The 23,813-nt window shown below is 63.4% G+C and carries 15 protein-coding genes; 11 read left to right on the forward strand and 4 right to left on the reverse strand.

From position 1 onward, the window contains the following. Nucleotides 1-153: 153 nt before the first annotated feature. Nucleotides 154-1,074 (reverse strand): LysR family transcriptional regulator, encoded by a 921-nt coding sequence (locus RRF64_RS14145; RefSeq protein WP_323846540.1) that lies wholly within the window; start codon nucleotides 1,072-1,074, stop codon nucleotides 154-156. A gap of 275 nt (nucleotides 1,075-1,349) precedes the next feature. On the opposite strand from RRF64_RS14145, the gene RRF64_RS14150 reads away from it, so the two are divergent. The 5 genes from RRF64_RS14150 (at nucleotide 1,350) to RRF64_RS14170 (ending at nucleotide 8,693) form a co-directional block, all read left to right on the forward strand. After that, entirely contained in the window at nucleotides 1,350-2,795 is a 1,446-nt protein-coding gene (locus tag RRF64_RS14150) for an NAD-dependent succinate-semialdehyde dehydrogenase (protein ID WP_323846541.1), read from the forward strand. 259 nt (nucleotides 2,796-3,054) lie between these two features. Further along, nucleotides 3,055-4,368, forward strand: coding sequence for an omega-aminotransferase AptA (gene aptA / locus RRF64_RS14155; RefSeq protein WP_323846542.1), 1,314 nt, complete (start codon nucleotides 3,055-3,057; stop codon nucleotides 4,366-4,368). A 233-nt stretch (nucleotides 4,369-4,601) separates the two neighbouring features. After that, nucleotides 4,602-5,198, forward strand: coding sequence for an HdeD family acid-resistance protein (locus RRF64_RS14160; RefSeq protein ID WP_323846543.1), 597 nt, complete (start codon nucleotides 4,602-4,604; stop codon nucleotides 5,196-5,198). Between the two features lie 233 nt (nucleotides 5,199-5,431). Then, a complete protein-coding gene (locus RRF64_RS14165; RefSeq protein WP_323846544.1) occupies nucleotides 5,432-7,240 on the forward strand; it encodes an aminotransferase-like domain-containing protein in 1,809 nt (602 codons plus the stop codon). 49 nt (nucleotides 7,241-7,289) lie between these two features. Next, the gene (locus RRF64_RS14170) at nucleotides 7,290-8,693 is read left to right on the forward strand and encodes a M20/M25/M40 family metallo-hydrolase (protein WP_323846545.1); all 1,404 of its coding nucleotides are present in this window, start codon (nucleotides 7,290-7,292) and stop codon (nucleotides 8,691-8,693) included. A gap of 33 nt (nucleotides 8,694-8,726) precedes the next feature. On the opposite strand, the gene RRF64_RS14175 is transcribed toward RRF64_RS14170, so the two are convergent. Next, nucleotides 8,727-9,827 (reverse strand): aromatic ring-hydroxylating oxygenase subunit alpha, encoded by a 1,101-nt coding sequence (locus RRF64_RS14175; protein WP_323846546.1) that lies wholly within the window; start codon nucleotides 9,825-9,827, stop codon nucleotides 8,727-8,729. Between the two features lie 399 nt (nucleotides 9,828-10,226). Between RRF64_RS14175 and RRF64_RS14180 the strand changes: the two genes are divergently transcribed. The 3 genes from RRF64_RS14180 (at nucleotide 10,227) to RRF64_RS14190 (ending at nucleotide 13,801) form a co-directional block, all read left to right on the forward strand. Further along, nucleotides 10,227-11,543: an aromatic ring-hydroxylating oxygenase subunit alpha gene (locus RRF64_RS14180; RefSeq protein WP_323846547.1), complete on the forward strand. Its 1,317-nt coding sequence runs from the start codon at nucleotides 10,227-10,229 to the stop codon at nucleotides 11,541-11,543. Between the two features lie 20 nt (nucleotides 11,544-11,563). Beyond that, complete coding sequence (locus tag RRF64_RS14185; RefSeq protein WP_323846548.1) at nucleotides 11,564-13,303, forward strand: Na+/H+ antiporter NhaC family protein; 1,740 nt, start codon at nucleotides 11,564-11,566, stop codon at nucleotides 13,301-13,303. A 207-nt stretch (nucleotides 13,304-13,510) separates the two neighbouring features. Beyond that, complete coding sequence (locus tag RRF64_RS14190; protein WP_323846549.1) at nucleotides 13,511-13,801, forward strand: sll1863 family stress response protein; 291 nt, start codon at nucleotides 13,511-13,513, stop codon at nucleotides 13,799-13,801. A 151-nt stretch (nucleotides 13,802-13,952) separates the two neighbouring features. Here RRF64_RS14190 and RRF64_RS14195 read toward each other — a convergent pair whose 3' ends face one another. After that, nucleotides 13,953-15,197: an MFS transporter gene (locus RRF64_RS14195; RefSeq protein ID WP_323846550.1), complete on the reverse strand. Its 1,245-nt coding sequence runs from the start codon at nucleotides 15,195-15,197 to the stop codon at nucleotides 13,953-13,955. 318 nt (nucleotides 15,198-15,515) lie between these two features. Here RRF64_RS14195 and RRF64_RS14200 point away from each other — a divergent pair, with 318 nt between their 5' ends. The 3 genes from RRF64_RS14200 to RRF64_RS14210 all read left to right on the forward strand — a co-directional run bounded on the left by RRF64_RS14200 (nucleotide 15,516) and on the right by RRF64_RS14210 (nucleotide 20,683). Next, the gene (locus RRF64_RS14200) at nucleotides 15,516-16,370 is read left to right on the forward strand and encodes a carbon-nitrogen hydrolase family protein (protein ID WP_323846551.1); all 855 of its coding nucleotides are present in this window, start codon (nucleotides 15,516-15,518) and stop codon (nucleotides 16,368-16,370) included. Nucleotides 16,371-16,507: 137 nt separating this feature from the next. After that, on the forward strand, nucleotides 16,508-18,925 hold the full coding sequence (locus RRF64_RS14205) for a TonB-dependent receptor (RefSeq protein WP_323846552.1): 2,418 nt from the start codon (nucleotides 16,508-16,510) through the stop codon (nucleotides 18,923-18,925). 132 nt (nucleotides 18,926-19,057) lie between these two features. Beyond that, nucleotides 19,058-20,683, forward strand: a complete 1,626-nt coding sequence (locus RRF64_RS14210; RefSeq protein ID WP_323846553.1) for a tetratricopeptide repeat-containing sulfotransferase family protein — start codon at nucleotides 19,058-19,060, stop codon at nucleotides 20,681-20,683. A 99-nt stretch (nucleotides 20,684-20,782) separates the two neighbouring features. Here RRF64_RS14210 and RRF64_RS14215 read toward each other — a convergent pair whose 3' ends face one another. Continuing rightward, on the reverse strand, nucleotides 20,783-23,542 hold the full coding sequence (locus RRF64_RS14215; RefSeq protein WP_323846554.1) for a M1 family metallopeptidase: 2,760 nt from the start codon (nucleotides 23,540-23,542) through the stop codon (nucleotides 20,783-20,785). Nucleotides 23,543-23,813: the final 271 nt, after the last annotated feature.

The following is a 23,813-nucleotide window of genomic DNA, read 5'->3' on the forward strand; positions in this document are numbered from 1 at the left end:
CAGTTTATTAAAAGGCATGGCCATATCCGGTCGCACTGGCGTATCTGACCATGAAAGCCCATATAAGGCCATAAATTGCCAGATATAACCATGCCCCGCGTCCATCCCAATTCCACGCTTGTGCGATACGGCGCCAGTGCCGGCCGACAGGCTTCAGCCATTGATCACCAGGGATTCCAGAAACAGCCGCACGGCCGGGTGCTCGGCGGCGCTGCGCTTGAAAGTCGCCGCATTCTGGATCTGGTAGCGAAACCGCTGCGGGTGCAGAGCCAGCAGTTCGCCGCGCTGTACATACCGCTCCGCGAGGTACTCGGGCAGAAAGCCGATAAAGCGGCCCGACAGTATCATCGCCAGCCGCGCGGCCATATGGTTGGCGGTGGATTTGTGCGGGAACAGCCGGTACAGGTGGGCGGCGCCGGACAGCACTGCGTGGCTGGGTGCGGCCAGTTCCTGTTCGGTGAGCAGCTCCTCACTGACTTCCTGAGCGTTTCCCAATTGATGGCTGCGGGCGCAGTAGAGCCGCGACTGGTGGTGGAACAGCGGCCGGTAGTCGAGGCCGGGGCGGCGGGAGTGGAGCGGGTTGATGCCCACGTCGGCGCGGCCGGCGAGTATCTCCAGTTCCAGCTCCTGCGGCGCCGCCAGCTGTACATCCAGCTGCAGCTGCGGCGCGCGCTCGCGGATGCGGGCGATGGTGGCGGGCAGGTCCAGCTGCGGGATTTCCAGTACGTCGTCCGGCAGCACTATGCGCAGGCTGCCGGTCAGCTGCGACTGGATCGCGTTGACCTGGCTCTTGAAGGCCTCCAGGTGGCCGTCCAGTTCCTCGATGGCCCGGTACAGCGCCTCGCCCTCCTGGGTGAGCTTGAAGTCGGCGCGGCCGCGGGATCTGAGGCACAGCTGCATGCCGAGGCGCGCCTCCAGGTCGGACAGATGGGTGCTGATGGTGGAGCGGCTGATGTTCAGCGCCACCTCCGCCGGGGCCAGGCCGCCGGCGCGGACCACCTCGCGGAAGACGCGCAGCAGGCGCAGGTCCATGTCGGCCAGGCGGCCGGTCAGGGCGGATTTGGGTTTGCTCATGGGGTCTCTCAGAGCTCGTTGATTTGGGGCGATTGTGGGCCGAAGGGGCGGGCCTTTGGCCCGATTGCCGAGCTGGAGCCCTCAGCGTTTCTAAGTAGATAGCTCGGCGTTCCCAGGGGGCGGTCCTCGGGTCCATAAAGGGCATTGGTGTCAGCTTAGGGGAAAGTTTGATAAAGGCAAACTTTAGTTCGAGAGATACTACTATGCGCCGCCGCCCGCAGGGTCGAGAATCGGCGCAATCGCTGTTCAGACCGATAATTGCAAGGAGATATGCGGTGCAACTGGCCAATCCGGATTTGTTGAAGGTTCAGAACTATATCGACGGTGACTGGCGCGACGGCGCCTCCACCATCGAGGTGCGCGACCCGGCCAGCGGCGAACTGCTGGCCGAGGTGGCCGACGGCAGCGCCGCCGATGCCGAGGCCGCGGTGGCCGCCGCCAGCGCCGCCTTCCCGGCCTGGAAGAGCAGGACTGCGGCCGAGCGCGCCGCGGTGCTGAAGCGCTGGTACCAGCTGATCGTGGACAACGCCGACGACCTGGCGCGGATCCTGACCCTGGAGCAGGGCAAGCCGCTGGCGGAGGCCAAGGGCGAGATCATCTACGGTGCCTCCTTCATCGAATGGTTCGCCGAGGAATGCCGCCGCGCCTACGGCCAGACGATCCCGACCCACAACCCGGCGATGCGCCTGAACACTATCCGCCAGCCGGTGGGTGTGGTGACCTGCATCACGCCGTGGAATTTCCCCAACGCGATGATCACCCGCAAGGCGGCGCCCGCGCTGGCGGCCGGTTGTACCGTGGTAATCAAGCCGCCGGTGGAGACGCCGCTGTCGGCGCTGGCGCTGTGCCAGCTGGCCGAGCAGGCCGGCCTGCCGAAGGGCACCATCAATATGGTGGTGGGGTCCGACGCCGCGGGCATCGGCAAGGTCTTGACCCAGGACGCGCGGGTGGCCAAGTTCACCTTCACCGGGTCCACCGCGGTGGGCAAGCTGCTGATGGCCCAGTGCGCCAGCACCGTGAAAAAGATGTCGATGGAGCTGGGCGGCAACGCGCCCTTTATCGTATTCGACGACGCGGACTTGGACACCGCCGTCGCCGCCTGTGTGGCGACCAAAATGCGCAATGCCGGCCAGACCTGTGTGTCCACCAACCGCATCTATGTGCAGGAATCGGTACACGACGAATTTGTCGACAAGCTGCGCGCGGCCGTCGCGGATCTGCAGGTCGGCCACGGCTGCGACGCCGGTGTCAGCGTCGGCCCGCTGATCCACCGCCGCGCCGCCGAGCGCGTCAACGGTCTGGTGCAGGACGCCATCGCGGCCGGTGCAAAAGTGGAGCTGGGCGGCGACTACCTGCCGCACGGGGAAAATTACTTTGCGCCTACACTGATTACCGGTGTCACCGACGACATGCGCATCGCGCAGGAAGAGATCTTCGGCCCGCTGGCGCCGGTGCAGAAATTCAGCGACGAGGAAGACGTCATCCGCCGCGCCAACGATACGCCCTACGGTCTCGCCGCCTATGTGATGAGCGAGAATATCCGCCGCGCGAATCGCGTGGTGGAAGCGCTGGAATACGGTATGGTGGCCTGCAACACCGGCGTCTTCTCCACGGCGGTGGCGCCCTTCGGCGGCTGCAAGGAATCCGGCATCGGCCGCGAGGGTGGCGTCGAGGGCATGGCAGAGTTTTACGAGACCAAGTACTGCTGTTTCGGCGCCTGAGCCGGGAGCGCCGAGCCCCAGCTCGGCATCGCGGGCCGCAGGCCCGCCCGGGCGAACACTGGGATCGCCCCTGGGAATATTGTCGTCATACCGGCGCAGGCCGGTATCCAGGGATGCGGCGTGCTCGCGGGCATCGCGAAACCGGATCCCGGATCGAGTCCGGGATGACGATTGAAAAATTGAATTTTTATTGGCGAGCTTTGCGCTCGCCCGACCACAAAACGTTACTGAATTCACAGGGAAATCGCGGAGCGAAAAAATGTCCGAACTGAAAACCGAAGCCTTCTGGATGCCCTTCACCCCGAACCGCACCTTCAAGTCCGCACCGCGGATTGTCGAGCGCGCCGAGGGCATCTACCTGACCGAAAAGGGCGGCCGCCAGATCATCGACGCCACTGCCGGCCTCTGGTGCTCCAACGCCGGCCACTGCCGTGCGGAGATCGCCGAGGCCATTCACCAGCAGGCGAAAAAGCTGGATTACAGCTCCATCTTCAACTTCGGCCACGAACTGAGCTTCGACTACGCCGAGCGCCTGGTAAAACACACCCCGGACGGCCTCAACCATGTGTTCTTCGGCAACTCCGGTTCCGAGGCGGTGGAGAGCGCGCTGAAGATCGCGCTGCAATACCAGCGCGCCCGCGGCAAGGGCACCCGCACCATGTTCATCGGCCGCGAAAAGGGCTATCACGGGGTCAACTTCGGCGGCATCTCCGTTGGCGGCCTGCCGCCCAATTACCAGACGTTCGGCCAGCCGGTGAAGGCCAACCATATGCGCCACACCCTGGACATCGAGCGCAACGCCTTCAGCCGCGGCCTGCCGGAGCACGGCGTGGAGCTGGCGGAGGACCTGGAGCGTCTCGTAGCTTTCCACGGTGCCGACCAGATCGCCGCGGTGATCGTCGAGCCCTTCGCCGGCGCCGGCGGTGTGGTGCTGCCGCCGAAAGGCTATCTGCAGCGCCTGCGCGAGATCTGTGACAAGCACGACCTGCTGCTGATTTTCGACGAGGTGATTTCCGGCTGGGGCCGCACCGGTTCCGCCTTCGCCTCCATCGAATTCGGCGTGACGCCGGACATGATCACTTCCGCCAAGGGCATCACCAACGCGGCGGTGCCGCTGGGTGCGGTGTTCGTCAAGGATGAGATCTACCGGACGGTGATGGATGCGGCCCCGGAGGGCGCGGTGGAATTCTTCCACGGCTACACCTACTCCGCGCACCCGGTGGCCTGTGCCGCCGGTATGGCGACGCTGGATATCTACGAGCGCGAGGGCCTGCTGACCCGCGCCAGCGGCGATATCGGCAAGCACTGGGAAAACGCGCTGCACAGCCTCGCGGACCTCGACAACGTGATCGACGTGCGCAACTACGGCCTGGTCGGCGCGGTCGAGCTGCGCGCACCGGAGAACCTGAAGGGCAAGTTCGGCGCCAAGGCCTCCGCCCTGGCCTGGGATGCCGGCGTGATGGCGCGCGGTATCGGCGATGCCCTGTGCATGTCGCCGCCGCTGATTATCGAGGCGCACGAGATAGACGCGATCGTCGACAAGCTGCGTGGAGTGATCGGCTCGCTGGCCTGATCGAACTCGCTGGCGTGCGTGAATAAATAGCTACACTTTTATGAAGCGGCCCGTGGCCGCGACCTCAGTCTTTGCAGAGTCGACTGGGTGGTCGCGTCCATGGGCCGCGCTTGTATGCGGCGGCGCCCCTTTCCCTCCCGAGAATTTTTTCCCAGAAAATTTGGATTTCGTGGCCGACGACACTTCAATTGGCCTTTAACAGCTCAGAGTCAGCTCACACAGGGGCCGCACCTATGCCTACCGATCCCAAGCTAGATCCCCGCCTGGAGCCCACCCTGGCCACCCGGCCGATACTGCAGGTACTGTCGGAAAACTGGTGGCTGTTGCTGCTGCGCGGCGTCGCCGGGGTCGTCTTCGGCATACTGTGTTTCATCTGGCCCGGCCCATCCCTGCTCGCCCTGGTCATTCTGTTTGGCGTCTACGCGCTGCTGGACGGTTTCTTCGCGCTGATCGCCGCGGTGCTGGGCCGGCACAAGGCCACGCCGCTGTGGTGGCTGATTCTGGCCGGCCTGATCAGCGTCGCCGCCGGCATAGTGACCTTCGCCTATCCGCAGATCACCGCGCTGGTACTCGTGGTATTTATCGGTGCCTGGGCGCTGGTGCGCGGTGCATTTGAAATTATCGGCGCTTTCCATCTGCGCAAGGAAATCAGCAGCGAGTGGCTGCTGATGGCCGTCGGATTGCTGTCGATGATCTTCGGCTTTGCGATACTGGCCAATCCCGGTGCCGGCGCCTTGGCCCTGGTATGGCTGATCGGCATCTACGCAATACTGTTCGGCCTGCCGCTGATCTGGCTCGCCTTCCGCCTGCGCAGACATCACAAGACCTGAATCCGGTCTTCCCGTCCGTCTGTCCCCATCCGTGTGTGGGAGCCCGCCCTGTAGGCGACTGGTGCCGGTAACTCGCATTGTGGTCGCCATCCCTGGTGCAACCTATGCGTGTCTGCTCCGGCCCGGTCTCGCCATCCCCCGCTTGATTTGCCCATGGCGCTGGGGGCATCATTCTTGCCAATATAACAACGAGCGCCGCAGACCCAGCGGCGCCTTGAGTACAGCGGCCCCTCATGGCGGAATCACTGATCGTATTGGACCCGCAGGCGGACAAGAGCCTGCAGGCGCAGATACGGGAAAAAATCGTTCAGGGCATCTTGTCCGGCAGCATTCCCGCCGGGCACAAGATGCCCTCCTCGCGCCGCATGGCGGAACAGCTCGGCGTCGCCCGCAACACCGTGGTGCTGGCCTACCAGCAGCTGGTGGACGACGGCTTCCTCGCCACCCGCGAGCGCAGCGGCTTCTATGTCAGTGACGCGGTGCAGCAGCAGGGCATCATCAGCCATGCGGAAGCCCTGCCCGCCGGCGCGGGCAGTGAGCCGGACCGCGCTTTCTGGCGCGAACACTGCAACCCGGTCTCCGTCAGCCGCCGCGCGCTGCGGGTGCGCCCGGCCAACTGGCTGCAGTATCCCTATCCATTTGTCAGCAACGAATACGACCCGCGCCTGTTCCCGGGGGCCGAGTGGCGCGAGTGCACCCGCGATATCTATACCGGCCGCGAGGTCGCGCAGTGGGCCACCCTCGGCGGCAACGAGGACGACCGCCAGCTCGTGGAGCAGATCTGTACGCGGCTGCTGCCGCGCCGGGGCATCTATGTCGAGCCCGGGCAGATACTGCTGACCAGCGGTTTGCAGCAGGCCTGCTACCTGCTCGGTCAGCTGCTGCTGGGCACTGGCCGCACCCTGGGGATGGTGCTGCCGGGCTGCAGCGAAACCGAGGAGATCTTCCGCCGCACCGGCGCGAACCTGCATGCACTGCCGCAGGACGGCGACGGCCCCATCGCGGGCGCCGCGCTGCAGGGCAGCGACTGCTGGTTCCTGCAGCCCAATGCGCACAACCCGACGGCGGTAACCACCAGCCTGGAGCGGCGCCGCAAGCTGCTGCAGCTGGCGCACGAGCGCGGCACGGTCATTATCGAAAACGACTGCGAGCACGAATTCTGCTATCACGGCAGCCCGCTGCCGCCGATGAAAAGCCTGGGCGGCGGCGAATCGGTGATCTACCTCTACCAGTTTCCCAAGGTCATAGATCCGGGCATGCAGCTGGCCTTCGCGGTGGCGCCCAAGCCGGTGATACAGCGGCTGCGCGCGTTGCGCTACAGCCTGCGCGAGCGGGTGCCGGCAATCAATCAGCGCCTGCTGGCAAAGTTCATTGCCTCCGGTCACCTGGACGCGGCCAGCTTCCGCATCACCCAGCAGCTGCGCGAACGCTGGGTGGCCCTGGGCGAGGCGCTGATGCACCACCTGCCGAAACTGAAGGTACGCCGCGCCAGCTGCGGCACCGCCTGCTGGCTCGAACTGCCGGAAAGCGTCAGCGCCGAACAGCTGCAAAAACAGGCGGAGCAGCAGGGCTTGCTGCTGGAGCTGCCGCGGGAGCACAACGCGCTGCGCATCGGCTATGCCGCCATAGAGGCGGACCGGATCGAGGCCGGCGTCGCCATACTGGCGCGGCTGATCAACGGCGAAGTCTCGCAGACCGAGGAGACGCTGGAGACTGCCAGTGGCCGCCGGCTGCGCGCCGCCGATCTGCAGGCGGAATTCCCCGGCGCGGTGCTGCTGGGCACCAACGCGCTCGGCGAGTCCTATCGCGTGCAGGTCATGGCCGACGGCACCATGCTGGGCTATGCGCGCAACGACGTGGATGTGGACGAAACCGACACTGGCCGCTGGTGGCTCGATGGCGACATGTGGGTGCGGCAGTGGCGCAACTGGTCCTACGGGCGCAAGGCGAGCTTCCACGTGGTCATCGACGGTCACCTGATCAAGTGGTTCGGCGAGTCGGGCCAGCTGATCGATACCGGCATTCTCGCCCGCGAAGACTGAACAATTTGCACAAACCGGATTTACCGTAACAACATCGAAGGATTTCTCCGTGAAGAAACTGAGTCTTGTTTTATCGGCCTTCCTCGCCCTGCCCGGCGCACTGATGGCCGCCGATTCCGGCCCCTACGAGCAGCAGGCCCGCAAGCTGCTGGAGGACGCCATCGCCATGCGCACAGTGCAGGGCTACGGCCAGGTGCCGGTCTATGCGCGCTACCTGGCCGAGCAGTTCCGCGCGGGCGGCTTTGCCGAGGAGGACATCAAGCTGATTCCCCACGGCGAAATGGCGGCGCTGATCGTGCGCCTGCGCGGTGACGGCAGCTCCGGCAAGAAACCGATCCTGCTGTCCGCGCATATGGACGTGGTGGAAGCCAGGCCGGAGGACTGGGAGCGCGACCCGTTCAAGCTCACCGAGGAGAACGGCTATTTCTACGGTCGCGGCATCAGCGACAACAAGTTCGGTGTCACCACCCTGACCACCACGCTGCTGCGCCTCAAGGCCGAAGGCTTCGTGCCATCGCGGGATATCGTGCTGGCGTTGTCCGGCGATGAAGAGACGCAGATGGTGACCACCAAGTTGCTGTCTACCAAATATCTCGCCGACATAGACGCGGACTTCGCGCTGGTGGCGGACGGTGGCGGCGGCCTGCTGGGCGAAGACGGCCAGCCGGTTTCCTTCATCGTCGACAGCGCCGAAAAAACCTATGCGACTTTCGAGGTGACCGCGCGCAATCCCGGCGGGCACAGCTCACTGCCGCGCAAGGACAACGCCATTTACGATCTGACCCGCGCGCTGGAAAACATCGCCGGCTACGAATTCCCGGTGCAGCACAGCGAATTGACACGCGAGTTTTTCAAGCGCTCCGCGTCGATGGTGGGCGGCGAGACCGGGCGCGCCATGACCGCCTTCGCGAAAAACCCGCGGAACAAAAAGGCCCTGGCCGTACTGCGGGCACAGCCGGAGTATGTCGGCTCTACCGGCACCACCTGTGTGGCCACCATGCTGCGCGGCGGCCACGCGGAAAATGCACTGCCGCAATCCGCAACCGCGACGATTAATTGCCGGATTTTCCCCGGCAACTCCGTCGAGGAAACCCTGGCAACCCTGCAAGAAGTGGCGGCGAACCCGGGCCTGGAGTGGAAAGTGCTGGATGAACCGCTGGCCAGCGATGCCTCGCCGATCCGCGCGGATGTGTTCGCAGCCATCGAGCGCGCGGTGCACGCGGAATACAGCGGCCTGCCGATCATTCCGCACATGGCCTCGGGCGCTTCCGACGCTCTGCACTTCCGCGCCGCCGGTATTCCAAGCTATACGTTTACCGGCATCTTCATGAAGGCCTCGGACGAATACGCCCACGGCCTCAACGAGCGGGTGCCGGTGGCGACACTGCCGGTGGCGCTGCGCTTCTGGCACCAGCTGCTCACCGACCTGGCGGGACCGGCTACCGAGTCTTAAGCTCGAAGACCGGCGCCGCCTGGCGGCGTCGGCTCAGTTTTCGCTGCCTTGCAGCAGCGCGCGATAATCCCGGCGCAGTCGCTCGTGAAAGTGATGCACGCCCGCTTCGCGGCGCGGGCACAGGCGTCCGGCAAAATAGCTGCCGCTGTGCAGGTTGCGCTGTACCTTCTGGCAGATCTCCATGTCCTCGGTTTGCACCAGGTTGCTGAACGCGTGATCGGCGTCCTCGGTTCCGGCACCCTCGCCGTAGTAGTAATCGAATTCCACCAGGCAGCGATCGGGCCCCAGGGGAATCACCCGGTTGGACTGCAGGCGCTTCTCGACCACGTTGAGCATCACATTGGGGTAGACGAAATAGTACCAGGCGTTGCCGCTGCCATAGACGCCTTCGGCATTTTCCAGCGGGCTCCACTGCAGTGAATAATCGTCGAACACCTCGGTGTTGTAGGCGCGGTAGTCGATCAGTCGGTTGAGTTCCCTGTGCACGTGGGGCACGTGGTAGCCCTCGAGATAATTGTCGACGTACACCTTCCAGTTGCAGGCCACTTCGTAAACGTCGCGGCGCCTGAAGCGCAGACTCGCGAACTCCACCGGGGCTATGCGCTCAGCAATCCCCGCGAGCACCGTCTCCAGCGGCGGCACCGACTCGCCGAGGGCAACGAATACCAGTCCCTCCCACACCGACAGGCGCGCTTCCGGCAGGCGAATGTCACCGATGGCAAAACCGCAGGCACTGTCCATCTCCGGGGCGGCACGCAACTGGCCGTCGAGCCGGTAGCTCCAGCCGTGGTACTGGCAGCGCAGCGCCTTGGCGCCCCTGCCACAGCCCTGCAGCAGTGGCCCGGCGCGATGGCGGCAGACATTGTGGAAGGCGCGCAGGGCGCCGCCGTTGTCACGGACCAGCAGCAGCGGCACACCGGCCACTTCGCAGGTGAAATAGTCACCGGTGCTCTCCAGCTGTTCGAGGTGACCGACCAGCTGCCAGCTGCGCGCGAATATGCCGCGCTGCTCCAGTGCCAGCCAGCGCGGGTCGGTATAGCAGGGTGCGACAAGCGCGCTGGCCTCGGCCAGCGGCTGCGACTGCAGCCATTCGGGTCGGTAATCGGGGAGGTCCGCTACAGCCTTATTGTTCATTCTGCATTGCTCACTCGATGGCGCCGGGGCAGGACAGGGGCCAGGATGAAAGCCTCGTGGCCACAAGCGCATATTGCGCCATGCACCCCGCCGGCGCCAAGAGGCAGGTGGAGTACGCCTCGGATGCTGACAAGGTCCCGCAGCCAGAATCGAAGGCAAAGTGCTAGGGCGGGTATTTCGAACCGTCGGCGACAGGACGTCGCCGCCGGAGCTTACAAGGACGTATTTACAGCGTTTCGAAATACCCGTCTTAGTGCTTTGCCGCCACCGCTCCCGCTTCAAGGGAGAGGTGGGGTCTTTCAATATTCTGAGACAGGTGGAATACGCCGCGGGATTTTTTACTTTTCCGCAGCGGAAATACTGGAGTAGACTGGGCCAAAAATAACAGCAATAAAAACTATGCAGAATTTTCTCGCCAGCGACAGGGACGATGGTCTCGCGCTGATGCGCGAACAGATCGCTCTGCAGCGCCGGGACCCGGATGCCGCCCCCGCGCGCTATTTCTATCATTCTCCCTTCGTCTACCGGCGCGAGCTGGAAACCATCATGTTCCGCAGCTGGCACTACGCCGGCCATGTGAGCCAGCTGGCGCAGGCCGGCGACTACTTCCTGTTTGAACTAGCCGACGAGTCGGTGATCCTCGCGCGCGGCGATGACGGGCGCATTCACGGGCTGATCAACAGCTGCCGCCACCGCGGCTCGCGGGTCTGCGAAGCGCAGGCGGGCAATCGCAAGACATTTGTCTGCCCCTACCACGGCTGGGTCTACGAACGCGACGGCGCGCTGCGCGCCGCGCGCGCGATGGAGTGCCTGCAGGGATTCGAAAAGGAAAAACTCGGTCTGAAAAAGGTGCGCGTGGCCGTGCGCTTCGGGCTCATCTTTATCAACTTCGATGCGGGCGCGGCGGACTTCGCGGCGCACATGGCCCTACTCGACCGGCAGATGGCACCCTACCGGCTCGAGCGCGCGAAGATAGCGCACCGCCAGACCTATCCCGTGGATGCCAACTGGAAGATCGCCCTCGGCAACTACCTGGAGTGCTACCACTGCCAGACGGCCCACCGGCTCTATTCGCGCATCCACTCCTTCAAGTCCCTCGAGCACGAGGTGGCGGAACTGAACCGGGCCATGTGGGCGCGCTCCGCCGGCAGCACCGGCGTGCCCGGGCTGGAGCAATCGCTGTACCGGATTTTCCGCGAGGCGCCGGCGTTCGGCGCCTGTGTCTATACCAGCCGCTATGCGCTCTTCCCCGGCTTCAAGACCGGCAGTGCCGACGGCGCGCCGCTGGCGCCGCTGATGGGCGACTTCCGCGGCTTCGACGAAGGCGCGGGGGATTTCCAGTTCGGTCCGCTCGCCTACATGCTGAATTACCCCGATCACTGCGTGCTGTTCCGCTATGTACCGCGCGCCATCGACAAGGCCGACATGGAGATTGTCTGGTTCGTGCGCGGCGATGCCCGCGAGGGGATCGACTACGACCGCGAACAGCTGATCAGCGTCTGGCATCAGACCACGCTGGAAGACAAGCGCATCATGGATGCGAACGCGCGCGGCGTGCGCTCGCACTTCTACGAGCCGGGACCGCAGCACCCGCAGTTCGAGGACACGCCCAGGCGCTTCTTCGACTGGTATCTGCACGCGCTGGAAGGCGATTTCAGTGTGACCGAACCCTCCACGCGGGCACACCGCACCAGCTCCGTGGAAACGGCCGGCTGACGAACGACAAGGAGCGAGCAATGCGAGCAACCACCCACAGAGATTTTCACCGCGCGGCGCGAAGATCGGGGAGGGTGGGGGCGGGCTTGCTGCTGATCGCCTGTGTGGCATTGGCTCCGCTCGGCGCCTGGGCCGACACAGCGCAGCTCCCGCACGCCGGCCCCGTGTCCCTGGTGCCACCGCTGCTGGCGATACTGCTGGCGCTGCTGCTGCGCCAGGTGCTGCCGGCACTGTTTGCCGGCGTCTGGGTGGGAGCCTGGGTCATCGAGGGCGGTGACCTGAGCGCGGTGCTTTCCGGCCTGTTCACCGGCGCCGACAAGTATGTCACCGGCGCCCTGGCCGACACCGATCACGCAGCGATCATCATCTTCTCCTTCATCATCGGCGGCACCGTCGGCATTGTCTCCAGAAACGGCGGCATGCTCGGCATAGTGACCTACATAGTCCGCTGGGCCAGCAGTGCGCGGCGCGCATCGATGGCCGCGCTGGCGATGGGCCTGTCGATATTCTTCGACGACTACGCCAATACACTGGTGGTGGGCAACACCATGCGCTCGGTCACCGACCGCATGAAAATCTCCCGTGCCAAGCTCGCCTATATCGTGGACTCCACCGCGGCGCCCGTGTGCTGCATAGCGCTGGTGACGACCTGGATAGGTTTCGAAGTGGGCCTGATCGAGGATGCGCTGCAGGATGCCGGCGCGGGTCTCGAACCCTATGGCGTCTTCCTGCAGAGCGTTGCCTACAGTTTCTATCCGCTGCTGGCGATCTTCTTCGTATCGCTGGTGGTGGTGAGCGGGCGCGACTTCGGCCCCATGCTCGCCGCCGAGCGCGCGGCGCGCGCCGGTGGTACCGCGGTGGCCGCACAGGCTGCGGACGAGTCGCCGCTGTACGACGTGGTCGAGCCGCTGCCCGACCGGCCGGTGCGCGCCATCAATGCCGCCCTGCCGATCGCCACGCTGGTGGGCGGCGTGATCGCCGGCCTGTGGATTACCGGCGGAGGTGGCAGCGGCAAGGCGCCGGCGGAAATACTGGCCGCGGCGGACTCCTATCGCGCGCTGATGTGGGCCGCGGTCGCCAGCTCCTTGGTCGCGATGGTGCTGTCGGTGGGGCAGCGCATCCTCACGCTGGAGCAGACCGTCAACGCCTGGTTTGCCGGGGCGCGCGCGATGTTCTATGCCATGATCATCCTGGTGCTGGCCTGGGCGCTGGCCGGCGTCAGCGCGGAGCTGGGTACCGCCCGCTATCTGGTCGAGAGCATCGGCGGCACTCTGACGCCGCAGCTGCTGCCGGCACTGGTGTTCCTGCTGGCGGCCGGCACCGCCTTCGCCACCGGCACCAGCTGGGGCACCATGGGCATTCTGATGCCATTGGTGGTGCCGCTCGCCTGGTCGCTCGCCGGTGGTGAGGCGGGCCTGGCGGCACAGGGGCATATCTTCTATGCGGCGATTGCGTCGGTACTGGCCGGTGCCATCTGGGGCGATCACTGCTCGCCGATCTCCGATACCACCGTGCTGTCCTCGATGGCGTCCGGCTGCGATCATATCGAGCATGTGCGCACCCAACTGCCCTACGCGGCACTGGTGGGGCTGGTGGCGCTGCTGCTGGGCGCGCTGCCCGCGGGCTTCGGCCTGTCGCCGGTGCTGGGCCTGCCCCTGTGCGCTGCGGTGCTTTACGGAGCGCTGAAGTTTCTCGGCCGCCCGGTCGCTGCGGGGGCGGCTGCGTCAAGTGCGGCGGACATGCGCGCGCTCGAGAGCTGACGGGCGTATTCCGGCGCCGGTAAATATCGAGCTGCGAGCGCGCAGGTCCCTGCTGTGCCGGTGCCCCGCCCGGCGATTCCGCTGGCGCTCCCTCGGAGTGCCTACTAGCCTTTTATAGAGTTCTCCGGCTGTGACCACAGGCGGGGAGCCATGCCGAATTACGAATTTTCCCCTCCCAATCATCCATCACTGACAATCGGTGGCACTATGAGTGACAGATCCGCGTACGAGAAAAAACTGCAGGCCAAGCTCGACCAGCGCAAGGCAGATATCGACAAATTGCGCGCGAGGGCGCGTGAGGCCGATGCCAATGCGCGCATCGCGCTGAATAGTCAGGCGGACGAGCTGGAACGCAGGCATTCGGAGCTGAAGCACCAGCTTCATCAGGTAGCCGAAGCCAGCGACGACGCCTGGGATTCGGTCAAGGAGGGCGCGGAAGCGGCCTGGAGAAAGATGGAGTCCGCCTTCGACAAAGCGCGGCAAAAACTCAGACACTGATGGCGGGCTCCAGCGCCGAAATAGCGGCGCCGGAATACGATCCGTTTACCAAACACTATCCATAAATCGGGCGGCCCTGGCTTGTCAGGGCTGCCTGTCATGCACGCGGCGTTCTGGGCAATGCAAGTCAGTCCATTGACCTCACCGCGATTCAAATCGTGTGTTTGTCCAGTCGCGCCGCCGAAGGCAGGGCCAGCAGGCACACCGCCAGCATGCCACAGGCAATCGCGATCAGCTGCGTATAGCTGCCCCCGCCGGAAATGAAATAGCCGGCCAGCAGCGGACCGCAGGCCAGGCCCATCTTCGAGGCGAAGCCGCCGAAGGCGCCCATCTGACCCGCCGCATCGAACTTCGAAGCCATTGTCAGCAGGTAGGGCACACAGAAGGCCCAGGTGATACCGGTCACCACGTTGGCAATAATGAACATCGGCTTCAGGTCGCTGAACATAAACATCGCCAGCCCCACCAGCGTCACCAGCAGTGCAATGCCCAGCGGTATCGTCAGTGCAAAGCGCTGGCCGGTGTAGGCCGCCAGCGCGGCGCCACCGATCGCGATCAGGTTGGCCCAGAAGAGCGTCTGGCTGATAAATGACAGCGGCAGTGCGAAGGATTTACCCAGATCGAAGATGAACGCGAACAGCGCCATATTGGCGAACTGGAAGCAGAACAGCGCCAACAGCGTAATCAGCATCGGTCCCATGGCTACCTTCGCATTCAGCGTTTCCTTCTCCCCGCCCTGCTTCTCTTTCTGCTTGCTGGGCAGCGGATAGTCGGCCAGGAAGGGCAGCATGGCGAGTGTGATGACACTGAAGGTGATCAGCGCATAGAAGGGCACATAGGTGCCGAACCTGGTGACCAGATCCGGCAGAAAACCCAGGCCCAGTGCGCCGCCGGTGTACTGAACCAGCAGCACCATGCTGTAGGTGCGCCCGGCGATGCCGCTGCGCGCAATGGCCGCAAATCCCAGCCCGACCAGTGCGCCGCCGAGCACCCCGTGCACCAGCCGCAACGGAATCAGCAGTTCCAGGTTCGCGAGCATGATAGTCAGTACATCCATGCCGATGGAGCAGAGCAGCAGCGCGAAAGCGGCGAGCTTCCACCGCGGAATTTTCTTGACGAACAGTGAAATGGTGAAGGCGCCGATCACCGCGCCTATGGTATTGGCAAACGTGATCTCGCCGGCCTGGGCCGCCGAGAGGCCGGCGCCGGCCATCAGCGAGTCGACGATGACCGGGAAAATGTTCACGTAATAGAGGCCGGCGGAGGAAAGAAAGGCGAGCAACAGGCTGGCCATCCAGCCCTGCGGTGCCGCCGCTGCAAAGATACTGGAAATATTACCCAAAGAATTTTCGGCGCCGGCTGGCTGGCCTGTCAGACTTTCCGCATTATCGTTCATGGCTACTCCCGCCGGGCACTGCCCCAATTATTATTCGGCACCGCCTCAAGCGCGTTGAAGCCGTGCCATACGATCAGTTTACTTCCTGTACCTGGCGCAAAGCTAACCCATTGCCGGTGAGAAGATAGGTCCAGATGCGACCCGGCTATGGAGCCACGCAGGGGTGGGTAAAGCGATTCCTGCCATTTGGAGCCAGTTTCGCCCGCGTGGACTCATAGCATAGGAAAATCTGGCCCTATTGCCGCCTCGCCGAATCCTCCAAGATAAAGCCAGATACAAGCCGCCATAGCGGCACCGACAAGCGGGAACTGTCTGGCGATGAACAATAAGAGCAAACACTTCGGAATCGCGGCGCTGCAGCTGAAACTGGCAGAGGCCGATAACCTGGAACTGCTGCTGGAGCGCATCCAGAAGACCAAGCTGCGTTTCCCCTGGGTAAAGATGATCGTGCTGAGCGAGCTGGCCCTGCGCGGTGTCGGCGTGCAGCACGCGCGGGAGCTGCCGTCGGCGGAGGAGCAGGCCTTCTGTCGCAGCGCGCGCGGACTGGGCATCTGGCTGGTGCCCGGCTCCATGTATGAAAAATGCGGCAGTGCGGTGTTCAATACCACCCCGGTGATCAACCCTGCCGGCGAAGTCGTCGGCCGCTACCGCAAGATCTATCCGTTCCTGCCCTACGAGAAGGGCGTTACCGGCGGCGACCAGTTCCTGGTATTCGATGTGCCGGAGATAGGCCGCTTCGGCGTGTCCATCTGTTACGACATCTGGTTTCCGGAAACCACCCGCGCGCTCACCTGGCTGGGAGCGGAAATCATCATCCACCCGACCAAGACCGATACCATCGACCGCCGCGACGAGCTGGCCATAGTGCGCGCCAGCGCAGTCACGAATCAGTGCTACATCGTCGACGTCAATTCTGCCGGCGCCCAGGGCGTCGGCCGCTCGATCATCGTCGGCCCCGAGGGTGAGGTGATCCACGAGGCGTCGGTGGAGGAAGAGGTGATTGCATTCGAAGTGGATCTGCACAAGGTCAAGCAGGTGCGCGAGCGCGGCATGAAGGGCCTGGGGCAGACACTGAAAAGTTTCCGCGATGCGCGGGTGCGGTATCCACAGTATGAGCCGGGCGCCGTATCGCCGGCCTATGAGGAGCTGGGTCCATTGAAGGTGCCCGAGTAATAAGGGCAAAAAACTGGACCAGTCGGTGCGCGTCAACTGGCGCTAGGGTTTTCCAGTTGGGTGCGTAGCATATTTCATCAACAACAGTATCAATCGGCGCGGTTTGGCCAGAAAATAAAAGAAACGTAGAGGGAGCCATGAAAGAGCAAAGCAAGCAGGGGTTTAGCAAGAAAACACTGGCTGCAGCGGTCGCCACCGTATCCGCCGGTACACTGCTGTCCGTACCGCAAGTCTCGCTTGCGCAGGAGGCATTGCTGGAAGAGGTGATTGTGACGGCCACCCGCCGCGCCGAGAGTGTACAGGATATTCCCTACAATATTTCCGCGGTTGCCGGTGACGACCTCGAGGCGGCGCAGGTGACCGACGCTGCGGAAATGATGCGCAGTATCGCCGGTCTGACTGTCGTGGATCGCGGCTACCGCAATTCAGGGACCGTCAATGGCGTGGTGATTCGCGGCATGAATATCGATACCGGCGCAAACGGCGATGTGCCGCTGTCGGCCATCGGCACCGTAGCGACCTATGTCGACGATACGCCCCTCTATGCGAACTTCGTATTGAAGGATATCGAGCGCGTGGAAGTACTGCGCGGCCCACAGGGCACACTCTACGGCTCCGGCTCCCTGGCCGGTACCGTGCGCTACATCATGAACAAACCACAGGTCGGAGAATTTGCGGCCAAGGTTGGCACCAGCTTCAGTCAGACCGAGGGTTCCAGTGGCTACAACCTCAACTCTGACGCGATGCTGAACCTGCCCCTCGGGGACAAGGTCGCGTTCCGCGCGAATATCGGCAAGATCGATAACGACGGTATCGTCGACTACGCCAACGTCTATGAACTGGATGCCAGTGGTGCGCCGCTTGCCGCGGGCGGTGATATCGCCAACGGCGGGCCAGTATTCCGCAGTGTCGAGGATGCGGACACCGTGGACATCACCTACAGTCGCGCCTCAATCCTGTTCGAGCCCACCGACAACGCCAGTATTCAGCTGTCCTACCAGCAGCAGGAAGATAGCATCGGCGGCCGCCGCCAGGTGACCAGGGGCACGAACTGGGTGAATGGCACCGAGCAGCCCTACGACGATTACGAAAACGGCGCGGTGATCCTGGAACCGTCCGAGCGCGAAGTCGACATGACTTCCCTGGAAGTCGAAGTTGATATGGGTTTCGCCACCCTGACTTCCAGTACCGCCGACTACAGCCACAGCGGTGTGGGTATCAGCGATAACTCCGGCTTCTACGCCACCATGGACTGGTTCGAGGGTCTCTACTACGGCACTCCCCGCCCGGTAGCGAGGGCCGAGCGCTTCTACGACGATTCCGCGCTGGTACAGGAGATCCGCCTGGTGTCGAACGCCACCGATGCAAAAGTCGACTGGATTCTCGGCTTCTACTACATGGACCAGGACTCCAAGGCCGGCCAGAACAGCACCATGCCGGGCTGGTCTGACTGGATGGCTGTAGCACCGACCCCTTGGGATCCCGCCACGTCTCTGGCGGAAACCCTCACGGGCTGGGCGGCCGACGTTCAGGATCAGGACTTTTATTTCCGCCGCAATCAGAGCTTTGTTGACAAGGCCGTGTTCGGTGAGGCGACCATCAACTTCACCGACACGCTGCGCCTGACGCTGGGTATGCGCAGCTTCCAGAATGAACTGATCAACGAATCGCAGCTGTCTCTGCCAATCTGGCCCTTCCTCGGCAACGGCGATGCAGCCTTCGAAACTGAGGAAAACGATACGCTGTTCAAGGGCAACCTGTCCTGGGATATTTCCGACAGTTTGATGAGCTACGCAACGGTTTCCGAGGGCTATCGTCGCGGCGGGGCCAATGCGGTGCCGACTATCGGTTTTTATGCCGAGGATCCAGGCTATCTCCGCTATGACTCGGACTCGGTAGTGAACTACGAGTTGGGCTTAAAAGGCGCGACCGATGTCTTCCGCTATACGGTATCCGCCTTCTACACCGACTGGCAGGACCCGCAGTTGAATACTGCCACACCAAACTGGGGCTTCTTTGCGGCGATGAACGGAGAATCGGCGCGTGTGCAGGGTATCGAATTCGAGATGGAGGGCAATCTTTCCGAAAGTCTGCATTACACCCTGGGTTACACCTATGTAGACGGCGAGTTGACCGCGGACTTCGTGACTCCCACCGGCGTCACCATCGCCGAGGAGGGTGAGCGCCTGCCGAGTACCGCGGAAAACACCTTCTCGGTGGCGATGGACTACACCACCGCATTCAGCGACGGTATCGACTGGGTTTCCCGTATCAACGGCTACTACCAGTCGGAGTCTGAGAACGCCATCGGCAGCGGCCTCACTGCGGCGGAAATTGATGCCTTCCAGCTCTGGGGTGCCAACACTTCGCTGGTCGCGGAAAAGTGGGTCGCCACACTGTTTATCAAGAACCTGTTCAATGAAGACGGTGTAACCGGCCTGATTACCGAGCGCCATATGGGCACCGATCCGAGTGAAGGCTTCCTGGGCAATTCGTCCAAGGACTATATCAGCCTGCCCAGAACCATTGGTCTCTCCGGAAGCTACAGCTTCTAATCTCTTGCATTGTTGCTCATCTGCCGGCCCTCGTGGCCGGCTTTTTTGTTTTGCTCCACTACATTTCCACCAGCGACGTTATGGCGACAGTGGTATGCTGGCTGCGAAAAGAGTAAATACCTCGGCCTAACTGTGACTGACGCAAATCAGCATTACCAAACCGCACTCAACCGGTATCAGCGCAAGGAATTCACACAAGCCATCGAGATGTCGGAGCGCGTCCTGCGGCTGGATCCGCGGCTGGTGAATGGCTGGCGGTTACTGGCGGATAGCTGCGCCGCGCTGGGGCAGCTGGGCCGGGCGGTCGAGTCCCTCGGTCGGGCCCAGCAGTACACCGAGCTGCACACCAGGCAGTGGGTCAGTGTCAGTCTGCATCTGGCCGAAATTCTCGTCCGTGCCGGCAGGCATGGCGAGGCCCGGCAGCAACTGGACCATCTGCCCGTGGCCGATATTGAGCATTTTCAGCCCCTCGGTCAGGCAGCCTTCCTCTACTCACTATGTGAAGCCCACCGGGAGTCCAGAGATTTATTTGAGCGCGCGCTGAAACTGGCACCGGACAATCCACAACTGCTGTTCAACTGTGCGGCAGCGAACCGGGCGATGGGCGATCTGGCCAGGGCGGAATCGCAGTACGACCGGCTGATTGCTATGCGGCCAGATGACTTCGAGGCCTACAAGAATCGCTCCGATCTGCGTCGGCAAACGCCGGCGTGCAACCATGTCCCGGAGCTGCAGCGGGTTTCCGCACAGCCTGGCCTCCTGTCACTGGGTGCCAGTCAGCTGCAGTTTGCGCTGGCGAAAGAATTTGAAGATCTAGGCGAATACGAACAGAGTTTCGCCGCCCTGACCGAAGCCTGCTGTTTGCGACGCAGTGGCATTCGCTACAGCATCGAGCAGGATCTGCAGCGACTGCAGGGGATAGAATCCGCCTACAACGTTGATTTTATCCGTAGTTACCAGGAATCGCGGCAGAGCACTCCGGCGGAAGCTCGCGGTGAGGGAATCATTTTTATCCTGGGAATGCCGAGAACGGGCACTACGCTGGTGGACCGAATTCTGTGTGCGGGAGATGGTGTGTTTTCGGCAGGAGAACCGGGAATTTTTGCACGTGAGTTGACCGGCCTGGTTGGGGAGGCCGGTACCAGTGAGATCACGGAGTCAGTGGCCGCCGACTTCGTGGGCAGATCCAGAACGGTAGATTTCGCCGAGCTCGGCCGCCGCTATCAGGCGGAATTAAGAAGCCGGCCTGGAGTCGAAAACGCCCGCGTCATCATCGACAAGAACCCGATGAATTACCTGTATATCGGCTTGATCCGGCTGGCACTGCCGAAGGCGCGCATCGTGCACTTGCGCCGCAGCCCGATGGACAGCTGCTATGCCATTCTGAAAACCCAGTTCCGCAACGCATATCCGTTTTCTTACGACCAGTCGGAGCTCGGCCAGTATTATCTCGGCTATCGGCGGCTTATGGATCACTGGCGCGGACTGCTGCCGGATGCCATCTACGATCTGCACTACGAAAAACTGGTGGAAGATTTGGCCGGAGAGAGTCGCAGGCTGTTCGATTTCTGCGATCTGCAGTGGACCGAGTCGGTGCTGGACTTCCACCGTCAGGACAAGCAGGGCACGGCGACTGCCAGTGCCGCCCAGGTGCGCCAGCCGGTATACAAGTCGTCGGTCGGCAAGTGGAAGAATTATCGGGAGCAGCTGCGGCCGCTGGCCGAGATATTGACCGCCGGCGGTATCGAGATCGAATAATGCGGATGGATCTATCGCGGCCAAGGGCCGCTCCTACATGGAGTTAAAAAAATTCTGTAGGAGCGGCCCTTGGCCGCGATCGATGTCTGCAAGAACTACTCAGTTCGCCGCCTGCGGCAGAGCCTGCATCAGCGCCTGCCCCTTCTCCTTCAGTGCCATGCACAGCTGAATCTGCTCCTCGGTCTGCGCCAGGCTGCGCTGGTAGCCGGCGGTCAGCTTGCCCTGCTGCTTGAACAGCTGCTGCAGTTCGCCGAGTTTTTCCCTGTCACAAAAGGCGCGGGCAAAGGACGGTGTGTGGCGGCGGATCTGCGCGGGAATCTTGTCGACCACCGCCGGGAAGTTCTGCTGCAGCCACTGCCAGTTCTGTTCCTGTACCGCCGGCTCGGCGAGCGAGCGCTGGATCAGGCCGAAGGCTTCGCGCGGGCCCATATCCTCGCTGAGCGCCAGCCGGTGAATTGTCTCCAGCTGCCTGGGGCTGTTGCTGCCGCCGATCGCATTGGCGCTGGCATTTTCGAAGCGCGGGTCGTCCAGTTCGCTGCGCATTTTGATCAGGTGATCGAGGAAGTCGTCGCCGGCATCCTGCACCGCGACGGTCAGCGCGGCCTCGTAGAGGTCGGAATCCAGGGCCTCTGCATCGCGCTCGCGCTTGAAGCCGGTAAAGGCGGTGGCCTTGTCGCGCAGCGTCTTGCGCGCGTCCTCGTCGCCGGCGACCAGCGCCATAAAGCTCAGCAGCTCGCTGTTGAGCAGCTGTTCGTCGCTGTCGGGGCTGTCGCCGGTCCGCTCCAGCAGCGGCAGATAGAGGTTCTGGGCAAAATTCAGGAAAGCCGGCTGATCCTTTTCCGCCAGATAGTGCTGCCGGTACTTTTGCAGGTAGCGCAGCGGCGCGGTGATTACCTGGCGCTTGTCCGCGCGGGCTGACTGCTGCACCAGCTCCAGCAGCAGCGGTTCGGACAGCTGGCCGGCTTCGAACGCGGCAAAGGCGCTGTCGATCACGGACAGCTGCTCGGTGGGGGAGAAGTCGGCGAAGCGCTCGATCAGTGCCCGCCACTGGTCCTCGGCGACGCTCCAGCGGTAGTAGCCGCTGCCCTGGGCGTTGGGCATCAGCCACTGCGGGCAGGCGCCACCGGGGATATCGATTTCCTCTTCCACGCTGGTCAGCATCTGGCACTGCTGCACGCCGTCGCTGCTGCTGAAGCAGAACGGAATGCTCCAGTGCTGGTCGGCATCTTTAATGGGCGATCCCAGCGGCTTGTAGCGGCGCTGGCGTACCAGAAGTTTTGCCGCGCCCTCCTCACTGCAGTCCACCACCAGATCCAGCTGCGGCACGCCCTTCTGCTCGACGAAGCTCCGGAAGGTCTCCGTCAGTTCCGGGGTGTTGGTCTCCTCGCCGATCACCTGGTAAAAGGCCGGGGAGTCGGCCACGCCGCCGGCGAAGGTCTCGATATAGCGGCCCAGCGCCGGGCGGAAACGCTCCGCGCCGAAGTAGCTGTCCACCATGTTGATCACGCCGAGGCTCTTGGAATAGGTGATGGCATCGTAGGCGTTGCGGATATCGTGGTTGTCGGTCACCGGCTCGCGGATCGCGCGGGTGCTGGCCAGGGAATCCAGCTGCATGGCGCTGATGGCGGCGGTCGCGGCATTCAGGTCGTGGCCGCCCTGGGGTTCGAAAATGGTCAGCGCCAGCGGCTCGCCCCAGGTGGAGAAGCCCTCCTTCAGCCACAGGTCGTCCCACCAGGGCGGCGTGACCAGGTTGCCGAACCACATATGCGCGAGTTCGTGCGCGTGCACCTCGACCAGCGCCAGGCGCGTGCCGGGCGCCGGCTTGTCGCCGACGAGGATGCGCTGTTCGCGGTAGGTGATGGCCGCGGACAGCTCCGTGGCGCCGCTCGGCCACTGGGGCGCGGCGACGATATCCAGCTTCTCAAACGGATAGGGCCGCTGCAGCTGGGTCTCGAAAATCTCCACCATGCGCGGGGTGATATCGAGGATGTAATTCATATCCTGGCCGCGGCCCTTGCGCGCGAAACCGCGCAGCGGAATCGGCTCGGAGCGGTACTTGTTCGGCGGAATGGCCGCGCGTTCCACCACGTCGAAGGGGCCGGTGGACAGCGACAGCAGGTAGGTGGGCATCGGCAGTGTCGTGGCGAAGGTGACCTTCTCCATGCCGTCGCCGGCGGGCTCGCGCTTCAGTTCGGCGCCGTTGCTGACCGCGGCGTAGCCCGCGGGTACGGTGAGGCTGATATCGAAGGGCGCCTTCAGGCCCGGTTCGTCGAAGCCGGGCAGATACTTGCGCGCCTGGATGGACTCGGATTTGGCCAGCGCGTAGGCATCGCCCTTCTCCTCGACCTTGAACAGGCCGGCCAGGTTGCGGTCGAAGGCGGCGCTGTAGTCGATATGCAGGGTGAAGCTGCCGGCGGGCAGCTTTTCCGCGAAGCCGACCCGGGCGACGCCGCTGTCCAGCACCTCTCTGTATTCGGCCGGCACCTGCTTGCCGTCGGGCAGGGTCGCGTGTATGTCACTGACCTGCAGGTCCTTGCCGTGCAGCCAGATATGGTCGGCGGCACTGGCCAGCTGGATATCGATCTCCACACTGCCGGAGAAGTCGTCCCGGCGCGGATCCAGCACCAGGTCGAGGCGGTAGGCCTGCGGGCGCACGCCCTCCGGGAGCCTGCCCTCGGGGGCATCGCTGTAATCCGCCTGCTCGGCGGCGTCGGCAGGGGCCTGTACGACGGGCTTCTGATCGGACTTTGCGGGGCCGGTTTCGGCGGTCTTGTCGGACGGGCCGCAACCGGCCAGGCCGCAGCCGGCCGCAGCCAGCAGCGCGGCGGCCAGCAGGCAGCGCAGGGATCTACTACTCATTGGACAACTCGGTGAATTTACAAACGCCGGTATTGTAATGATTTGCGACGCCATTGCCGAAGGCGGCGCGGCGAGGTGATCCGCAGGGGCGACACGGTGTTCGCCTCCGTCTGTGCGGTCGCCGTGGGGCGCTGGCGGGCGGAAAATTGATACTGAATAGTCAATCCCGGTCATTGGTTCCCGGAGTATCTGTCTGCAGCGCCCGGAGTCAGTGACTTGTGCGGACTTTTCAGTCCCGAAAAAACCGACGGATATACGGTTCTGGTCTAAA

It is taken from the genome of Microbulbifer magnicolonia (genome assembly GCF_035117725.1).
Classification (GTDB): Bacteria; Pseudomonadota; Gammaproteobacteria; order Pseudomonadales; family Cellvibrionaceae; genus Microbulbifer; species Microbulbifer magnicolonia.

Bases quoted from the DNA above. Each gene is read 5' to 3' on its own strand.
- RRF64_RS14145 (WP_323846540.1), bottom strand. From the start codon at position 1,074: ATGAGCAAACCCAAATCCGCCCTGACCGGCCGCCTGGCCGACATGGAC.
- aptA (WP_323846542.1), top strand. From the start codon at position 3,055: ATGTCCGAACTGAAAACCGAAGCCTTCTGGATGCCCTTCACCCCGAAC.
- RRF64_RS14160 (WP_323846543.1), top strand. From the start codon at position 4,602: ATGCCTACCGATCCCAAGCTAGATCCCCGCCTGGAGCCCACCCTGGCC.
- RRF64_RS14165 (WP_323846544.1), top strand. From the start codon at position 5,432: ATGGCGGAATCACTGATCGTATTGGACCCGCAGGCGGACAAGAGCCTG.
- RRF64_RS14175 (WP_323846546.1), bottom strand. From the start codon at position 9,827: ATGAACAATAAGGCTGTAGCGGACCTCCCCGATTACCGACCCGAATGG.
- RRF64_RS14180 (WP_323846547.1), top strand. From the start codon at position 10,227: ATGCAGAATTTTCTCGCCAGCGACAGGGACGATGGTCTCGCGCTGATG.
- RRF64_RS14185 (WP_323846548.1), top strand. From the start codon at position 11,564: ATGCGAGCAACCACCCACAGAGATTTTCACCGCGCGGCGCGAAGATCG.
- RRF64_RS14190 (WP_323846549.1), top strand. From the start codon at position 13,511: ATGAGTGACAGATCCGCGTACGAGAAAAAACTGCAGGCCAAGCTCGAC.
- RRF64_RS14195 (WP_323846550.1), bottom strand. From the start codon at position 15,197: ATGAACGATAATGCGGAAAGTCTGACAGGCCAGCCAGCCGGCGCCGAA.
- RRF64_RS14200 (WP_323846551.1), top strand. From the start codon at position 15,516: ATGAACAATAAGAGCAAACACTTCGGAATCGCGGCGCTGCAGCTGAAA.
- RRF64_RS14205 (WP_323846552.1), top strand. From the start codon at position 16,508: ATGAAAGAGCAAAGCAAGCAGGGGTTTAGCAAGAAAACACTGGCTGCA.
- RRF64_RS14215 (WP_323846554.1), bottom strand. From the start codon at position 23,542: ATGAGTAGTAGATCCCTGCGCTGCCTGCTGGCCGCCGCGCTGCTGGCT.